General features: G+C 72.8%; 13 protein-coding genes and 1 pseudogene. 8 read left to right on the forward strand and 6 right to left on the reverse strand.

What is annotated here, in order from left to right:
- Positions 1–172: 172 nt before the first annotated feature.
- Positions 173–1,354, reverse strand: coding sequence for an ROK family protein (locus ACZ44S_RS02835; RefSeq protein ID WP_466923823.1), 1,182 nt, complete (start codon positions 1,352–1,354; stop codon positions 173–175).
- Positions 1,355–1,706: 352 nt separating this feature from the next.
- Between ACZ44S_RS02835 and ACZ44S_RS02840 the strand changes: the two genes are divergently transcribed.
- Both ACZ44S_RS02840 and ACZ44S_RS02845 read left to right on the forward strand, forming a co-directional pair.
- Positions 1,707–3,395 (forward strand): serine/threonine-protein kinase, encoded by a 1,689-nt coding sequence (locus ACZ44S_RS02840; protein WP_466923826.1) that lies wholly within the window; start codon positions 1,707–1,709, stop codon positions 3,393–3,395.
- Positions 3,392–4,036 carry a hypothetical protein gene (locus tag ACZ44S_RS02845; RefSeq protein ID WP_466923828.1) on the forward strand — a complete coding sequence of 215 codons (645 nt, stop codon included), beginning with the start codon at positions 3,392–3,394 and terminating at the stop codon, positions 4,034–4,036. Before ACZ44S_RS02840 ends, ACZ44S_RS02845 begins: the two co-directional genes overlap by 4 nt.
- A 249-nt stretch (positions 4,037–4,285) precedes the next feature.
- Here the strand turns inward: ACZ44S_RS02845 and ACZ44S_RS02850 are convergent, their stop codons facing one another.
- The 4 genes from ACZ44S_RS02850 to ACZ44S_RS02865 all read right to left on the reverse strand — a co-directional run bounded on the left by ACZ44S_RS02850 (position 4,286) and on the right by ACZ44S_RS02865 (position 7,660).
- The gene (locus ACZ44S_RS02850; protein WP_466923831.1) at positions 4,286–4,960 is read right to left on the reverse strand and encodes a GntR family transcriptional regulator; all 675 of its coding nucleotides are present in this window, start codon (positions 4,958–4,960) and stop codon (positions 4,286–4,288) included.
- 158 nt (positions 4,961–5,118) lie between these two features.
- The gene (locus ACZ44S_RS02855) at positions 5,119–6,066 is read right to left on the reverse strand and encodes a beta-ketoacyl-ACP synthase III (RefSeq protein WP_466923834.1); all 948 of its coding nucleotides are present in this window, start codon (positions 6,064–6,066) and stop codon (positions 5,119–5,121) included.
- A 144-nt stretch (positions 6,067–6,210) separates the two neighbouring features.
- Positions 6,211–6,351: an MFS transporter small subunit gene (locus ACZ44S_RS02860; protein ID WP_466923836.1), complete on the reverse strand. Its 141-nt coding sequence runs from the start codon at positions 6,349–6,351 to the stop codon at positions 6,211–6,213.
- A complete protein-coding gene (locus ACZ44S_RS02865) occupies positions 6,320–7,660 on the reverse strand; it encodes an OFA family MFS transporter (RefSeq protein WP_466923838.1) in 1,341 nt (446 codons plus the stop codon). Before ACZ44S_RS02865 ends, ACZ44S_RS02860 begins: the two co-directional genes overlap by 32 nt.
- A gap of 143 nt (positions 7,661–7,803) precedes the next feature.
- On the opposite strand from ACZ44S_RS02865, the pseudogene ACZ44S_RS02870 reads away from it, so the two are divergent.
- The 4 genes and pseudogenes from ACZ44S_RS02870 to ACZ44S_RS02885 all read left to right on the forward strand — a co-directional run.
- Positions 7,804–7,956: pseudogene (locus ACZ44S_RS02870) on the forward strand (2Fe-2S iron-sulfur cluster-binding protein); the annotation flags it as partial.
- Between the two features lie 17 nt (positions 7,957–7,973).
- Entirely contained in the window at positions 7,974–8,822 is an 849-nt protein-coding gene (fdhD, locus tag ACZ44S_RS02875; RefSeq protein WP_466923840.1) for a formate dehydrogenase accessory sulfurtransferase FdhD, read from the forward strand.
- Between the two features lie 230 nt (positions 8,823–9,052).
- Positions 9,053–10,678, forward strand: a complete 1,626-nt coding sequence (locus ACZ44S_RS02880) for an alpha/beta hydrolase (RefSeq protein ID WP_466923843.1) — start codon at positions 9,053–9,055, stop codon at positions 10,676–10,678.
- An 83-nt stretch (positions 10,679–10,761) separates the two neighbouring features.
- On the forward strand, positions 10,762–11,994 hold the full coding sequence (locus tag ACZ44S_RS02885) for a DUF4185 domain-containing protein (RefSeq protein WP_466923846.1): 1,233 nt from the start codon (positions 10,762–10,764) through the stop codon (positions 11,992–11,994).
- Here ACZ44S_RS02885 and ACZ44S_RS02890 read toward each other — a convergent pair.
- Positions 11,930–12,982: a bile acid:sodium symporter family protein gene (locus ACZ44S_RS02890; RefSeq protein WP_466923848.1), complete on the reverse strand. Its 1,053-nt coding sequence runs from the start codon at positions 12,980–12,982 to the stop codon at positions 11,930–11,932. The genes ACZ44S_RS02885 and ACZ44S_RS02890 overlap by 65 nt on opposite strands.
- Before the next feature lie 173 nt (positions 12,983–13,155).
- Between ACZ44S_RS02890 and ACZ44S_RS02895 the strand changes: the two genes are divergently transcribed.
- On the forward strand, positions 13,156–14,037 hold the full coding sequence (locus ACZ44S_RS02895) for a LysR family transcriptional regulator (RefSeq protein ID WP_466923852.1): 882 nt from the start codon (positions 13,156–13,158) through the stop codon (positions 14,035–14,037).
- A 294-nt stretch (positions 14,038–14,331) separates the two neighbouring features.
- On the forward strand, positions 14,332–16,158 hold the full coding sequence (locus tag ACZ44S_RS02900) for an AMP-dependent synthetase/ligase (protein WP_466923855.1): 1,827 nt from the start codon (positions 14,332–14,334) through the stop codon (positions 16,156–16,158).
- Positions 16,159–16,275 lie beyond the last annotated feature (117 nt).

Consider the following 16,275-nt stretch of genomic DNA (forward strand, 5'->3'; position numbering starts at 1 on the left):
TCCCCTCGGCGGGCGTACGGGCCGGTGTCAGGGCGATCCCCTTGCGGGGCAAGCGCTTTCAGGCAGGGCGGAGCAGAGCGTTGGCGGGCGCTTGTTGACGGTGGTGGACACGGAGGTGACGGGGCGGTGCTGTGCCGTGCGGTGGAGCGGGTGGGGCGGGGTGCGGTGCTGCTTACGCGGGCGAGAACAGGTGGTCGCTGATGAGCCGGGCTCCGCCGATGACTCCGGCGCTGGGGCCCAACTCCCCCAGGACAATGGGCAGGTTGCCCGTGGCCAGGGGCAGCGACCCGCGGTAGACCTGGGTGCGGATCGCGGCGAGCAGGGTGTGGCCGAGGCCGGTCACCCCGCCGCCGATCACCACCAGGCCGGGGTTGAAGAAGCTGACCAGGCCGGCGATGACCTGGCCGGTGCGGTTGCCGCCCTCGCGGATCAGATCGAGGGCGGTGGCGTCACCGGCCGCGGCCGCGGCGGCGACGTCGACGGCGCTGAGCGTGCCGTTCGCCTCCAGCCGGCTCGCGAGTTCGGCGGAGAGCTGCTGCTGGGCGGCCTCGGTGGCGTCCCGGGCGAGGGCCGCTCCGGAGAAGTGCGCCTCCAGACAGCCCCGGTTGCCGCAGGCGCACGGACGTCCGTCGGGCACGGCCTGGATGTGCCCGATGTCGCCCGCGCTGCCCGTCGTACCGCGGTAGACCTCGCCGCCGACGACGATGCCGCAGCCGATGCCGGTGCCGATCTTGACGACGAGGAAGTCGTGCACGGTGCGGGCGACGCCCGCGTGCTGCTCCCCCATGGCCATCAGGTTCACGTCGTTGTCGACCATGACCGGACAGCCGAGGTCCTGGCTGAGCGCCTCCCGCACGGGGAAGCCGTCCCAGCCCGGCATGATCGGCGGAGCCACCGGGACGCCCTCGGGGAAGCGGACCGGGCCCGGGACGCCGATGCCGGCGCCGTCGAACCCCTCCGCGAGCCCCGAGGCCTTCAACTTGGCGGCCATGGACAGTACTTGCTCGAAGACCGCGACCGGTCCCTCGCGTACGTCCATGGGCTGGTTGATGTGCCCGAGGATCTCCAGTTCGGCGTTGGTGACGGCGACGTCGACCGAGGTCGCGCCGATGTCGACGCCGAGGAACCGCAGATGCGGGTTGAGCCGGATGTTGTGGGAGCGCCGGCCGCCGCGCGAGGCGGCGAGTCCGTCGGCCACGACCAGTTCCGTCTCCAGCAGCCGGTCCACCTCCACGGCCAGTTTCGACCGGGAGAGGTCGACCTGGTCACCCAGCTGGGCACGGGAGTTGGGGCCACCGTCGCGCAGCAGCCTGAGCAGTCGTGCCTGGTGGGCGTTGGCGGGTCGCGCGGTCATACGTCTCACGAGCCCCTCCCCGCCTCATCGGCCTGTGCGCGCCGGATTCCGGCCACGTGTGTGGCGTTCCTTCGGATGGGAAAGTAGCAGCGCTTGCCGGAGGTGGGAAGAAGTCTCGCAGGAATTGGCCCCTACTTTTTCCACTCACAGGACAAAGAGCGCCCGCGCGGCACCCCGGGCGACCGTCGCCGGGGGAACGGACGGGACCTCGGGTGCGGAAATCCACCGGTGCGCGGACACCGACGGCACCGCAACCGCGGCGGCCGAAAGTGTGTCTGTCATCGCGAGGGCCGGATGCCCCGGAGTGGCGCGATACTCCTGGGGGACGGAGACCGGCCCCGGGGGGATCTCGATGAGCACATGGACGGTTCCGGGGTACACCGAGTCGCTGGAGCTCGGCGCAGGTGCGAGCGGACGCGTGGTGCTGGCGGTGCACGAGGGGACCGGCGTCCCGGTCGCGGTCAAGTACCTCAGCGAGTCGCTGCACACCCGCCCGGGCTTCGTGCACGGCTTCCGCACCGAGGCGCGGCTGCTCGGCGGTCTGGACAGCCCGTATGTCGCCGGGCTGTACGAGTACGTGGAGAGCCCGGCCGGGGCCGCCATCGTGATGGAACTCGTGGACGGGGTGTCGTTGCGGGCCGTGCTGGCCGGCCAGGGGCCCCTTGATCCCGAGGCCGCGCTGCTGATCCTGAAGGGTTCGCTGCTCGGCCTCGCCGACGCGCACCGGGCCGGTGTGGTGCACCGCGACTACAAGCCGGAGAACGTCCTGGTCACGCCGGACGGCGCGTCCAAGCTCGTCGACTTCGGGATCGCCGTCGGCACGAGTGCGCGCGCCGGGGTGGCGGGCACGCCGGCCTACATGGCGCCGGAACAGTGGCGCGGCGAACCCGCCTCCCCGGCCACCGACGTGTACGCCGCCACGGCGACCTTCTTCGAGTGCCTCACCGGCCGCAAGCCGTACGCGGGCGACAACATCGCCGAGCTCGCCCTGCGGCACGTCGACGCGCCGGTCCCGGCGGCGGAGGTGCCCGAGGCGGTGCGGTCACTGGTCCGCCGGGGACTCGCGAAGGAACCCGTGGGGCGGCCGGCCGACGCCGAGGCGTTCGTCGCCGAGCTGGAGGCGGTCGCGGGCACGGCGTACGGGCCCGGGTGGGAGGAGAGGGGCCGCGGGCGGCTGGCCGCCCTGGTGGCGCTGCTCCCGCTGCTGCTCCCGTCGGCGCGCACTCCGGGGCAGTCGACGACCGACACCGCCCGTACGGTGCTGCGGCAGGCGCCGGACCGGGGCTGGGCGGGGGCCTGGAAGCCCACGGGGCCGGGGATGCTGGCCGCCGCCGCGGCGGCCCTGCTGGCCGTCCTGCTGGCCTACGCCGCGCCCCCGGGCTCCGTCGGGCCGCAGGAGCGTACGGCCGAGGCCCTGGCCACCACGAGCGCCCACCCGGACGTGACCTCAGGCCCGACCGCCCCGTCGGCGTCCGCGTCCCCGACGGCCGGCGCTCCCACGGCGTCCCCGTCCGACCCGGCCTCCGCGGGCCCCGGCGCACCCTCGGCCTCCGCCACGGCAACGGCGCCGGACCCGGGCACGGACCCGGCCACCGGCACCGGGACGGGCCCCGGGACGGATCCGGGCACCGACCCCGGACCCGGCACACCCGCCGGCCCGGCCACCGAGCCCGGCTCCCCGGCCGCCTCCCCCACGGACACCGCCCCGGCCGCGCCCTCGGTCAAGGACGTCACCGTGGCGGAGTTCCGGCAGACGGGCCCCACCACCGCCACCACCACGGTCACCGTCGTCACGGACGGCACCGGACCGGTGTCGATCGACCTCCGGTGGCTCACGGGCGACACCCCGGGCGGACCGGGGTCCCCGGACGGCGCCGGACAGGTCTTCCGGCGCAGCGGAGCCACGCAGTACACGGTGACCGCCGAGCACGTCTTCCAGCAGCTCGGCTGCTACTGGACGGTGACGGCGACGACCGCCCCGGCGTCCGCCGACGGGGGCGCGTCCGGGCAGCTCCTCACCAGGCGGTGCGATCTGCGATGAAGGCGACCGATGAGCCCGGCGGGGGCGCGCGGCCGGGAAGCGACGACGACTACAGCGCCACCGTGCTCGCGAGCCACTGGATCCAGCGGCCGGAGCCGGACACCACGACGACGGTGACCGCCACGGCGCACGACGACGCCGTCCGGCCGGACCGGAGGGAAGGTGCCGTGCTGCGCTTCGGCCCCGGCGTGCCGGGCGCCCTCGCACACCGCACCGCCCGGACGCCGCTGCCGCCGCCGTCCCCGCCCCGGCGGCAAGGTCTCCGCCGGCACGCGCTGCCCGCCCTCGTCGTGCTCGCCGTCCTCGTGCTGCTGGCCTGGCAGCGGGTCGGCCCGCTCACGGTGCGGGCGGCGACGGTCACGGCCCCGCCCACCGCGGTGGAATGCGACGGCACCGCGGACCTGGTGGGCACCGTCACGACGAACGGCCGCCCGGGCACCCTGACCTACCGTTGGATACGCAGCGACGGCACGCGGTCCGACCTGCTGCGCGAAAAGGTGGCGCGGGGTCAGCGGCAGGCGCGTCTGCACCTGCTGTGGACCTTCGAGGGCCCCGGCCGCTACGAGGCGACGGCGGAGCTCCGGGTCCTGTCCCCTTCCGGCCGGGCGGCAACGGCCCGCCTCGTCTACGACTGCTCCTGAGCCGCGGCCGCTCGGGCACGCGTCCTGGGCCGCCAGGTGGAACCCGCGAGCCCACCCGGCACCCCCGCGCGAGCACCCGGCCGCGACACCGGATCCCTCTGCCCCCTGCTGCGGTCCCAGGGGGTGTCTGACACATGAGCGCGGGAGAAGGAGCGGCGTCCGGTGCGTGCGATCGCAAGGCGGCAACGCGGCGAGCGTGCGTGCCAGACGCCGCGACGCCGCGACGCCGCGGGCATGTGTCAGACCCCCCTAGGAGTCCGCCCGGGCGTGGTAGGAGCGGCGGGTGTGTTCGGTGTGCTCGCGCATGAGGCGGGTGGCCAGCTGCTCGTCGCGGGCCGTGATGGCGGCGATCAGTTCGCGGTGCTCGGCCCAGGACTGCGCGCCGCGCTGCCGGGCGACCGGTGTGTGGTACCAGCGCACACGCCGGTCGACCTGGCCGGCGAGTTCGGCGAGCACGGCGTTGCCCGCCAGTTCCATGACCTTGGCGTGGAAGCGGGCGTTGAGGACGACGGCGGCGTCCACGTCGTCGGCGTCGACGGCCTCGAGGCCCCGGGCCAGGATCTCCTGCAGCGCCTCGATGCCCGCGCGGTCGGCGTTGCGCGCGGCGAGCCGGGCCGCCTCGGCCTCCAGCAGGGTGCGGACGGTGAGGAGCTGGTCGGCCTCCTCCTCCGTCGGCTCATGCACGAACGCGCCCTGTGCGGGACGGAGATCGACCCAGCCCTCGGTGTTGAGACGCTGGAGCGCCTCGCGCACCGGCTGGCGTGAGACGCCCAGGTGACCGGCGAGCTCGCTCTCGACGAGATGCCGGCCGGGCTGCAGGGCGCGGGTGGTGATGAGTTCGAGCAGTGCCTCGTAGACGCGGTCGCGCAGCGGGCCCGGCCGTTCGAGCTTCGGCACCGCCCCCTGGGGCAGTCCTGTCGACACCTTCGCGGTCCCCCTCCTCGGCAGCGCCGTGCACCACCTCGAACGCCGGTGTCACCGCGGACGCCCGTAGTGATTGTCTTTTGTCCACAGCCTACGGCGGCACGCGTGCCGGGGGCCGACGAGTCGGCCTCGTCACTTCCGTCCGGAGGACGGGGAGCTCACGGGCAGCGTACGACCTGGCCGGCGTACGACAGGTTCCCGCCGAAGCCGAACAGCAGCACCGGGTCGCCGCTCGACAGCGCGCCCTGCTCGACGAGTTTGGAGAAGGCCAGCGGGATGCTCGCGGCCGAGGTGTTGCCGGATTCGGTGACATCGCGGGCCACGACGGCGTTGACCGCGCCCAGCCGGCGGGCGAGGGGTTCGATGATGCGCAGGTTGGCCTGGTGCAGCACCACCCCGGCGAGGTCCTCGGGCACCAGTCCCGCCTTCTCGCAGGCCTGGCGGGCCATGACCGGCAGTCGGGTGGCGGCCCAGCGGTAGACGCTCTGCCCCTCCTGCGCGAACCGCGGCGGCGTCCCCTCGATCCGCACCGCGTGGGCCATCTCGGGCACCGAACCCCACAGCACCGGTCCGATCCCGGCCTCCTCGCCCGGTACGCAGGCCTCCACCACGGCCGCGCCCGCCCCGTCGCCGACGAGGACGCAGGTGGAGCGGTCGGTCCAGTCGGCCACGTCGGACATCTTGTCGGCGCCGACGACCAGGACCCGGCTCGCGCCGCCGGCCCGCACGGTGTGGTCGGCGGTGGCGAGGGCGTGGGTGAAGCCCGCGCACACCACGTTGAGGTCCATGACGGCGGGGCCGGGCATGCCGAGGCGGGCGGCGACCCGGGCGGCCATGTTGGGCGAGCGGTCGATCGCGGTGGACGTGGCCACCAGGACCAGGTCGATCTCGTCGGGCGTGCGGCCGGCCGCCGCCAGAGCCTTGGCGGCGGCGTGCGCGGCCAGCTCGTCGACGGGTTCGCCGGGGCCGGCGATGTGACGGGTGCGGATGCCCACCCGGCTCGTGATCCACGCGTCGCTGGTGTCGACCATGCCCGCCAGATCCTCGTTGGTGAGGACCCGGGCGGGCTGGTAGTGGCCGACGGCGGCGATGCGCGAGCCGATCATGGGTGATCCCCCTCGTTTCCGGTTGCGGGATGCACCAGTCTGATCAGTGACTCACCGGTACGAGGGCAGGTGGAGCGACAGGAAACGGGCGTCTGGCTTGTCGGCTTCCCTCAGCCTCCTCGAGCCGGTCCCGGGCGTCCGCGGTCAGCCCGTGAACAGTTGTGTCGCCTTGCGCACGAGCTCGTACACACCGTAGCCGAGCGGAACCCCCACCCAGAGCCAGGAGAAGGCGATGAGACCACGGCGGTCCCCGCTATGCGGATTCCGACTGCTGTCGCCGGTCATCGGCGGCCTCCTTCGGCGTCCCGGGAACGGGCTCGTAATGACGGGGATGGACGGGCCGGACCAGTTCGTTGGCGACGAAGCCGATGACGAGCAGTCCGATCATGATGACCAGCGTCGTTCCGTAGAGGGACGGTCCGTGCTTGCCGGCCTCCTCCTGGCGGTCGGCGACCCAGTTCACGATCAGCGGCCCGAGCACCCCGGCGGTGGACCAGGCGGTGAGGAGCCGGCCGTGGATGGCACCCACCTGGTAGGTGCCGAACAGGTCCTTGAGATACGCGGGGACGGTGGCGAAGCCGCCGCCGTAGAAGGAGAGGATCACCAGGGCGCAGAGCACGAAGAGGGGCTTGGAGGTGTCGCCCAGCAGCCAGATGAGGGCGTACATCAGCGCGCCGACGCCGAGGTAGACCCGGTAGATGTTCTTGCGGCCGATCAGGTCGGAGGTGGTCGACCAGCCGATGCGGCCCGCCATGTTGGCCGCCGACAGCAGGGCGACGAACCCGGCGGCGGCGGTCGCCGACACCGGAGCGGAGGTGTCCGCGAAGAAGTCGGTGATCATCGGGGCGGCTTTCTCCAGGATGCCGATGCCCGCGGTGACGTTCAGGGTGAGCACCAGCCACAGCAGCCAGAACTGCGGGGTGCGCACCGCGGAACGGGCCGACACCTGCGGCCCGTGCGACACCGCGGGCGTCCCGGCCACCGGGCGCGTGGTGCGCGGCACCCGGACCAGCAGCACGCCGAGCAGCATGAACACGGCGTAGGTGAGCCCGTGCACGAGGAAGGCGAGCGCGATGCCAACGTTGTCGTCACCGAAGGACTCGAGCATCTGCGCCGACCACGGCGAGGCGATCAGCGCACCGCCGCCGAAGCCCATGATGGCGATGCCGGTGGCCATGCCGGGCCGGTCGGGGAACCACTTGATCAGCGTGGAGACGGGTGAGATGTAGCCGATGCCCAGGCCGATCCCGCCGACGAAGCCGTAGCCGAGGACGATCAGCCAGTACTGCTCGGTCGCCGCGCCCAGCGCGGAGAGCAGGAAGCCGGAGGAGAAGCAGACCAGGGCGACGGTCATCGCCCAGCGCGGGCCGCGGCGTTCGACGAGGGTGCCGCCGAACGCGGCGGACAGGCCCAGCATCACGATGCCGAGCTGGAAGGGCAGCGCGCTCTGGGTGCCGCTGAGGCCGAGCGCGGACTCGAGCGGCGGCTTGAACACGCTCCACGCGTAGGCCTGGCCGATGGACAGGTGGACGGAGAGGGCGGCGGGCGGGACGAGCCAGCGGCTCCAGCCCGGGGGTGCGACGGGGGGACTCATGAGTCCACAACCGTAGGGAGACGACCGGCCGTTGAGAAGACAGTTGAGCAGACAACCACTGGTACTGCACAAAGCCTTGCTACGGCCCTCTCCATACTGTGGACAATATTTCGTCGACAGAGACGCGGCGATTCCCCTGGTCCTGCGCGTACCGCGGTGGGGACTTCAACCTCACGCTCCATGTGCAGGACAATGAGATCGTGAAGGTCACCTCGCCGCACGACAATCCGGTGGCCCACGGCAATCTGCGCATCGAGGGCCGCTGCGGCTTCACGCACGTACAGAACCGGGACTGAGCGGAACTGGTAGGGACATGGGACGAGTCACGGAACGACGCAAGGTGCTCCGCATCCGGGACGGGGCGGTCTCCAGCCGTCCGGACACGCTCGTCGCCGAGGAACCCCTGGAGATCCGGCTGAACGGCAGGCCGCTGGCGATCACCATGCGCACGCCCGGGGACGACTTCGCGCTCGCCGCCGGCTTCCTGGTCAGCGAGGGGGTGCTGGCCGACGCCTCCGATCTGCAGAACATCGTCTACTGCGCGGGGGCCACCGTCGACGGTTCGAACACCTACAACGTGGTCGACGTGAAGACGTCCCCAGGCGTGGTCGTCCCGGACGTCACGCTGGAGCGCAACGTCTACACCACCTCCTCCTGCGGCCTGTGCGGCAAGGCGAGCCTGGACGCGGTGCGCACCACCACCCGCCACCCGATCGCGGACGCGCCCCCGCTGACGCTGGCGCCGGAGCTGCTGGCGAGCCTGCCGGACCGGCTGCGCGCGGCCCAGCGGGTCTTCGACCGCACCGGCGGCCTGCACGCGGCGGCCCTGTTCGACGAGCGGGGCGCGCTGCTCGACGTACGGGAGGACGTGGGCCGGCACAACGCGGTCGACAAGCTGGTCGGCCGGGCGCTGCAGAGCGGCGGCCTGCCGCTGTCCCGGACCGTCCTGCTGGTCTCCGGCCGGGCCTCGTTCGAGCTGGCGCAGAAGGCGGTCATGGCCGGCATACCGGTGCTGGCGGCGGTCTCGGCGCCGTCCTCGCTGGCGGTGGACCTGGCGGCGGAGACGGGGCTGACCCTGGTGGGCTTCCTGCGCGGCAGTTCCATGAACGTGTACGCGGGTGAGGACCGCATCGCCCTGCGGGCCGCGGCCGCCCGGGGCTGACCGGTCCCGCTCGCTGCACGGCGGCAAGGCCCCTGCCGGCGGGGAGCGCCCCCTGCGCCGCGGGGCCCCGCCTCGGCCCCGTACCGCGCCGCGCCCTGACGTCTCCCGCCGGGCCCCTGGTCGATTGCGGTCGACGACGGATGATCAGTAGGTTCGAGCCGTCGAAGACCGGGTCGGACATCGAACGGCACGCCGTTCCGGCGTGCCAGGGGGCAGGGGGGGGCTCGCACATGCGTAGGCGATTTCGGAACTCGGACCGTTCGGCCCGGCCCTTCCGCAGGCCCCGCCGCGCGGCCGCGTACCTGCTCGCCCTCGCGGTCGTGTGCGTGACGGCCGCGGGCGCCGGATGCGATGTCGTCGCAGGCCCGGACCCGGGCCCGTCCGCGTCCTCCGAGGGCGGTGACGCGCCCGGCCGGGACGGAGGCAGGGCGACGAATCCGCCGCCGGGGCTGCCCGCGGCCTTCACGACCCGCCAGCGGCTCGACTGGTCGGCCTGCCCGGCGCCCTCGGGGGCTCAGGGGGACGGTGACGCCCCGGGCGACGGCTGGGAGTGCGCCACGATGAAGGCGCCGCTGGACTACGAGCGGCCCGGCCGCGACACGATCGACGTCGCCATGATCCGCAAGAGGGCCACCGGACCCGAGCGGAGGCGGATCGGATCGCTGCTGCTCAACTTCGGTGGTCCCGGCCAGTCCGGCGTCGTGGGGCTCCCCGGGTTCGCGAGCGACTACGCCGCGCTCGGCGAGCAGTACGACCTCGTGAGCTTCGATCCGCGCGGCGTCGGCGGGACGGCCCCCGTGATCTGCGGGGAGAAGGAGTACGAGGGGGCCGCCGCCTGCGAGAAGCACTCCGGTGAGCTGCTGCCGTACGTCGGCACCTCCCACACGGCGCGGGACATGGACCTGATGCGCTATCTCCTCGGTGACGAGCAACTGCACTACTTCGGCGTCTCCTACGGCACCAGGCTGGGCGGCGTCTACGCCCATCTGTTCCCCCGGAACGTGGGCCGGCTCGTGCTCGAGGCCCCGGTCGACCCGACGCTGGACCGGCAGCAGGAGGATCTCAGCCAGGTCAAGGCCCTCCAGGGCGCCTTCGACCGCTTCGCCGCACACTGCGCGGAGGCCTACGACGACTGCCCGACCGGCAGCGGCCGCGAGGTGGCCCGGCAGCGCGTCACCGAGCTGCTGGACGGGCTCGCGGAGAAGCCCGCGCCCACCGACGGCGGAGAGGAACTCGACGACGGTCTCGCCGCCCACGCCATCGCCAACCACCTGGACAGCGGCAAGGAGGGCTGGAAGCCGCTGGCGAAGGCGCTCCGCGAGGTCATGGAGCGGGGCGACGGCACCGCGCTGATGGAAGAGGCGTACGACCACGGCCCGGAGACCCAGGCACGCGGCACCCGGGCCGGCGCCGTGGTCCGCGCCGGGGCCTCGGGCGGCAACGGCACGTCCGCCTTCGTGGCGATCACCTGCGCCGACTCCGACCTGCGTCCCGGCTCCGGCGACGACGAGGCGCTGACGAAGCGGATCGAGGCGGCCTCCCCCGTCTTCGGCAGGACATGGTCCGACGGCAGCTACCTCTGCTACGAGTGGCCGTACGACGGCGAGAGCGCCACCCCCGACGTCGGCGCGGACGGTGCCGCTCCGATCCTCGTCGTCGCCAACACCGGCGACCCGACGACGCCCTACGAGGGCGCCGAGCGGATGGCGGCCGAGCTGGGCGAGGGGGTCGGTGTGCTGCTGACGGTGCGGGAGGAGGGTCACGGGTCCTACCCCTTCAACCGGTGCGCGACGCACACCGTCGACACGTACCTCCTGCACGGCACGGCTCCCCCGGCCGGCACGACGTGCTCATGATGCCGGTTCCCCACCGGGAGTGATCTCCGAGGGCTCCGAGGCGCCATGGACCCGGGCCGCGACACCCGCTAGCGTCCCCGACCATGCCCGACGGGACAGCCGGTGCACGGCGGCGGACGGGGACCGGGATCGCGCTGGCGCTGGCCCTGGTCCTCGCGGCCGTGCTGGTCACCGGGTGGCCGGACGGGGACGACGGGGCGCGCGACGACGACTGCCGGCCGCGCACGGTCACGTCCTGGGCCCCCGACGACACCCTCACCGCCGAGTTCGCCCGCTACGGCGACGACCCCGGCCGCACCGACGACTGGACCGGCGGCGACGGCACCCACTCGGTGCGCCTGCCCGACGGCCGGCTGCTGTGGCTGTTCTCCGACACCTACCTGGGCCGGGTGCACCGCCCGCCGAACCCGGTCGGCGAGTCGCACGCCTGGCGGGACACCACCGCCCCACTGGTGCGCAACTCGGGTGTGCTGATGCGGGACGGCCGCCTGGAGGGCACCCTCCCCGCGCCGCTGTTCCCGGACCCGGCGCCGCACCGGTGGCGCTGGCCCGTCGCCGCCCGGGTCGAGCCCCGCTCCCCCGGCTCCGCCGAGCAGGTGCTGCGGGTCCTGCTGTGGGTGCGTGACTCCGCACAGCCACCGTGGATCTACGGCATGCCCACGGCGACCGAGGTCGCCACCCTCTCCCTGCCCGGTCTGCGTCTCGAGTCGGTCGCGACGGTGCTCGACCAGCGGGGGGTCGCCGATCCGTCCCGGCGGGTGCTGTTCGGGACGACGCTGGTCGAGGAGGACGGCTGGACGTATGTCTTCGGCGGTGACGACGGCCGGCCCGCCGCCCGCCCGGCCTCGCACGCGTACGTGGCCCGTGTCCCGGAGGGCGGGCTCGCCGATCCGGCGGCCTGGGAGTACTGGAACGGCTCGGCCTGGCAGACCCGCGCCCGTCCGCGCCCCGTGCTCGGCGACGGGCGGCGCACCGGCGTGGGCAGCGCGTTCTCGGTGGTGCGGGACGAGCGGACGTATGTGCTGTTCACCATGGCCGCGGGTGCCGAGGGGCTGACCACGGTGGCGTCGTACTGGGCCTGCTCCCCGACGGGTCCGTGGCACGGACCGGCGCGGCGGTTCACCCCCGCGCTGCCGCAGGGCGGGACCGCCGCCTACAACCCGCAGACGCACCCGGAGCTGAGCGACGACGGGCGGCTGGTGCTCAGCTACGACGTGAACTGGCTGGAGACGGCCGGAGCGGCCGGGATGCTCAGCCGGAACGTGTCCCTGTACCGGCCCCGGTTCGTGAGCGTCCGGCTCGGCCCGGGACGGTGACCTCCCCGGCCGCCGCGTCGACCGGGTCGTGCGACCGGCGTTTGGCGATCACCGCGCACACCATGAGCTGCATCTGGTGGAACAGCATCAGGGGCAGCACGGCCAGCGAGGCCTGCGCCCCGAACAGGACGCTCGCCATGGGCAGACCGGCGGCCAGGGACTTCTTCGAACCGGCGAACTGGATCGCGATGCGGTCCTCCCGGCCGAACCGCAGTGCCTTGGCGCCGTACCAGGTCAGCAGTAGCATCACCGCGAGCAGCACGGCCTCCACCGCGAGCAGTCCGCCGAGCCGGGCGGGGCTCACCTGCTGCCAGATGCCCCGGACCATGCCCTCGCTGAACGCGGTGTAGACGACGAGCAGGATCGAGCCCCGGTCGACCAGCCCCAGGACCTTCCGGTGCCGGGCGACGAACCCGCCGATCCAGCGGCGCAGCAGCTGCCCGGCGACGAACGGCACGAGCAGCTGGAGCACGATCCGCATCATGGAACCGGCCGAGAACCCGCCCCCGCTGCTGCCCAGCAGCGTCGCCGCGAGCAGCGGGGTGAGGACGATGCCGACCAGCGACGAGAAGGAGCCGGCGCAGATCGCGGCGGGCACGTTGCCGCGGGCGATCGAGGTGAACGCGATCGACGACTGGATGGTGGACGGCACAAGGGTGAGGAAGAGCAGACCCTGGTACAGCGGGTCGGTCAGCAACACCGGGACGAGTCCGCGAGCGGCCAGGCCGAGCACCGGGAACAGGACGAAGGTGCAGGCCAGCACGGTGACGTGGAGCCGCCAGTGCTTGAGCCCGTCCAGGGCCTCGCGGGTGGAGAGCCGGGCGCCGTAGAGGAAGAAGAGGAAGGCGATCGCGGCGGTGGAGGCGCCGGAGGCGAGGTCCGCGCCCGTGCCCCGTGCGGGCAGCAGCGCGGCGACGCCGACCGTCCCGAGCAGGAGCAGGATGTACGGGTCGATCGGCAGCCGGCTCGGCCAGTGCAGGCGTTTCACTGTGCTCCACTTGCTCGTGCTCGTGCTCGTGCTCGCGCGGTGTCCGGGGAAGCCCTCGTCCGGTGGTCACGGGTGTCCCCCTCTCCATCCTGCTTTCCGCGCCCGTGATCGGGAATCCGGTATACCGCTCTCACTGTCATCATGTTCCGCGATGACACGGTTACGCTGACGGCATGTACGACCCGACGCAGCTGCGGACGTTCCTGTCGGTGGCGCAGACGCTGAGCTTCACGCAGGCGGCGCGGCGGCTCGGGCTGCGTCAGTCGACCGTGAGCCAGCATGTGCGGCGGCTGGAGGAGGCGACCGGACGGCAGTTGTTCACCCGGGACACGCACTCGGTGGAGCTGACCGAGGACGGCGAGGCGATGCTCGGCTTCGCGCGGCGGATCCTGGACGTGCACGAGCAGGCGACCCAGTTCTTCACCGGCACCCGGCCGCGCGGGCGGCTGCGGTTCGGGGCGTCGGAGGACTTCGTGCTGACGCGGCTGCCGGAGATCCTCGAACGGTTCCGGCACGAGCACCCGGAGGTCGATCTGGAACTGACGGTCGAACTGTCGGGCATCCTGCACGAGCGGCTGGCCGCGGGCCGGCTGGACCTGGTGCTGGCCAAGCGGCGGCCGGAGGACCCGCGCACGGATCCGCACCGCCTGGTCTGGCACGACGAACTGGTGTGGATCGGGGCGCCGGGGCTGCGGCTGGACCCCGGCCGTCCGGTGCCGCTGATCGTCTACCCGCCGCCGGGCATCACCCGGGCCCTCGCGCTGCGGGCGTTGGAGCGGGAGGGCCGGGAGTGGCGGATCGTCTGCACCAGCGGCAGCCTGAACGGTCTGCTCGCGGCGGCCCGGGCCGGGCTCGGGGTGATGGTGCACTCGCGCGGGCTGATCCCGCCGGGGCTGGCGCGGGTGCCGGAGCGGGCGGGGCTGCCGGAACCGGGCGAGGTGGACTTCGTGGTGGCGCACGGGCGGCGCCGGCCCTCCGCCCAGGATGCGGCCGACGCCCTGGCGGCGGCGATCCTCGCGGGCGGTGACCGGCTGCACCGCGGCGGGCGGGGGTGACGGTACGGAGCGCGCGCACGCTGGGACGAGTGGGGCCGTCCGGCCGCCCCAAGGCACGGTCACGGGCTCGTACAGATTCCGTGGAGATTGCTCCACCGAAACTTACTCTCCGGTCAGGTTTCTGTCCGACCCTTCCGCATGTGAGCGCATTTTCCGTCCCTGACCAGCGCGAACGAGAGCCGCGCTCATCTTTTCGCCCCCTCCCGGCGCGCGGCGCCGTGGGGTAGCTTTCACGGCGCTGTGCGGGACGACGTGGTCCCGCCCCAGTCCGAGCGCTCAGGAGCGGGAGCGGGATTGCGCGAGTTCACCAACCCTCCGTTGGCCCTGGAGCCTCCGGTGGGCGGTCTGGCCGACGTGGTCTTCCGGTATGCCGAGGAAGACCCGTTGCGCGTCGCGCTCGGCCGCAAGGACGACACCGGCGGCTGGCGGGACGTGTCCAGCGCCGAGTTCCGCGACGAGGTGCTCGCCCTCGCCAAGGGCCTGCTGGCGGGCGGCATCCGGTTCGGCGACCGGGTGGCGATCATGTCCCGCACCCGCTACGAGTGGACCCTCTTCGACTTCGCGCTGTGGACGGTCGGCGCGCAGGTCGTCCCCGTCTACCCCACCTCCTCCGCCGAGCAGTGCTTCTGGATGCTGCACGACGCCGAGGTGACCGCCGCGATCGTGGAGCACGAGGACCACGCGATGACGATCGCCACGGTCATCGACCGGCTGCCGCGGATGCGCAGGCTGTGGCAGCTGGACGCGGGCGCCGTGCAGGAGCTGTACGACGCGGGCGCGCACCTCGACGACGAGGTGGTGCACCGGCACCGTCAGGCGGTCACGCCCGACTCGGTGGCGACGATCATCTACACCTCTGGCACCACCGGCCGCCCCAAGGGCTGTGTGCTCTCGCACGGCAACTTCATGTACGAGGCGGACACCGTCATCCAGCGCTGGGAGCCGGTGTTCCACTCCCGCAGGGGCGACGAGGCGTCGACGCTGCTGTTCCTGCCGCTCGCGCACGTCTTCGGGCGGATGGTGGAGGTGGCGGCGATCCGCGGGAGGGTGAAGTTCGGCCATCAGCCGCAGCTGAACGCGGCGGCGCTGATGCCCGACCTGGCCGCCTTCCGGCCGACGTTCTTCCTGGGCGTGCCGTACATCTTCGAGAAGGTGTTCAACGCGGCGCGGCGCAAGGCGGAACGGGAGGGCCGCTCGGGGCCGTTCGAGAAGGCCGTCGACGTGGCCGTGAAGTACGCGGACGCGACGGAGGCGAAGGCCTGGGGCGACGGTCCCGGACCGTCCGCGGCGCTGCGGATGCAGCACCAGCTCTTCGACAAGCTCGTCTACTCCAAGATCCGCGCGGCGATGGGTGGCAGGATCCGGCACGCCATGTCGGGCGGCTCCGCGATGGACCGCCGGCTCGGGCTGTTCTTCGCGGGCGCCGGTGTGCACATCTACGAGGGGTACGGACTCACCGAGTCGACGGCGGCGGCCACCGCCAACCCGCCCGAACGCACCCGTTACGGCACCGTCGGCCAACCCGTCCCGGGGGTCACCGTGCACATCGCGGACGACGGCGAGATCTGGCTGCACGGCGACAACGTCTTCGAGGGCTATCTCAACAACCCCAAGGCCACCGACGAGGCCCTTCACGACGGCTGGCTGGCCACCGGGGACCTCGGTTCCCTGGACGAGGACGGCTATCTGACCATCACCGGGCGCAAGAAGGAGATCCTGGTGACCTCGGGCGGCAAGAGCGTGTCGCCGGGGGTGCTGGAGGAGCGGGTGCGCGACCATCCGCTGGTCAACCAGTGCATCGTGGTCGGCAACGACCGCCCGTACATCGCCGCCCTGGTCACCCTCGACCAGGAGGCGGTGGAGCACTGGCTGACGATGCGCGGCAAGCCGCAGCTGCCGCCGGCCGAGCTGGTGCGGGACGCGGACCTGGAGACGGAGGTGCGGCGCGCCGTGGTCGCGGCCAACACCCTGGTCTCCCAGGCGGAGTCGATTCGTACGTTCCGCATCCTGGCGCAGCCGTTCACCGAGGAGCACGGGCTGCTCACCCCGTCACTGAAGCTGAAGCGCAAGGCGATCGAGAAGGCGTACCTGGAAGAGGTCGAGGCGCTCTACCGCGTGTGAATACGGCGGTCAGGAATGCGGCGCGGGCAGTGATCGTTGACGATGGGGTAACACCTGACCACAAACGAAGGATCGAGAGCTCGTGAGCAAGGTCCCCCCGATCATCCTGAACAACGG

This window comes from Streptomyces malachitofuscus (genome assembly GCF_055571035.1).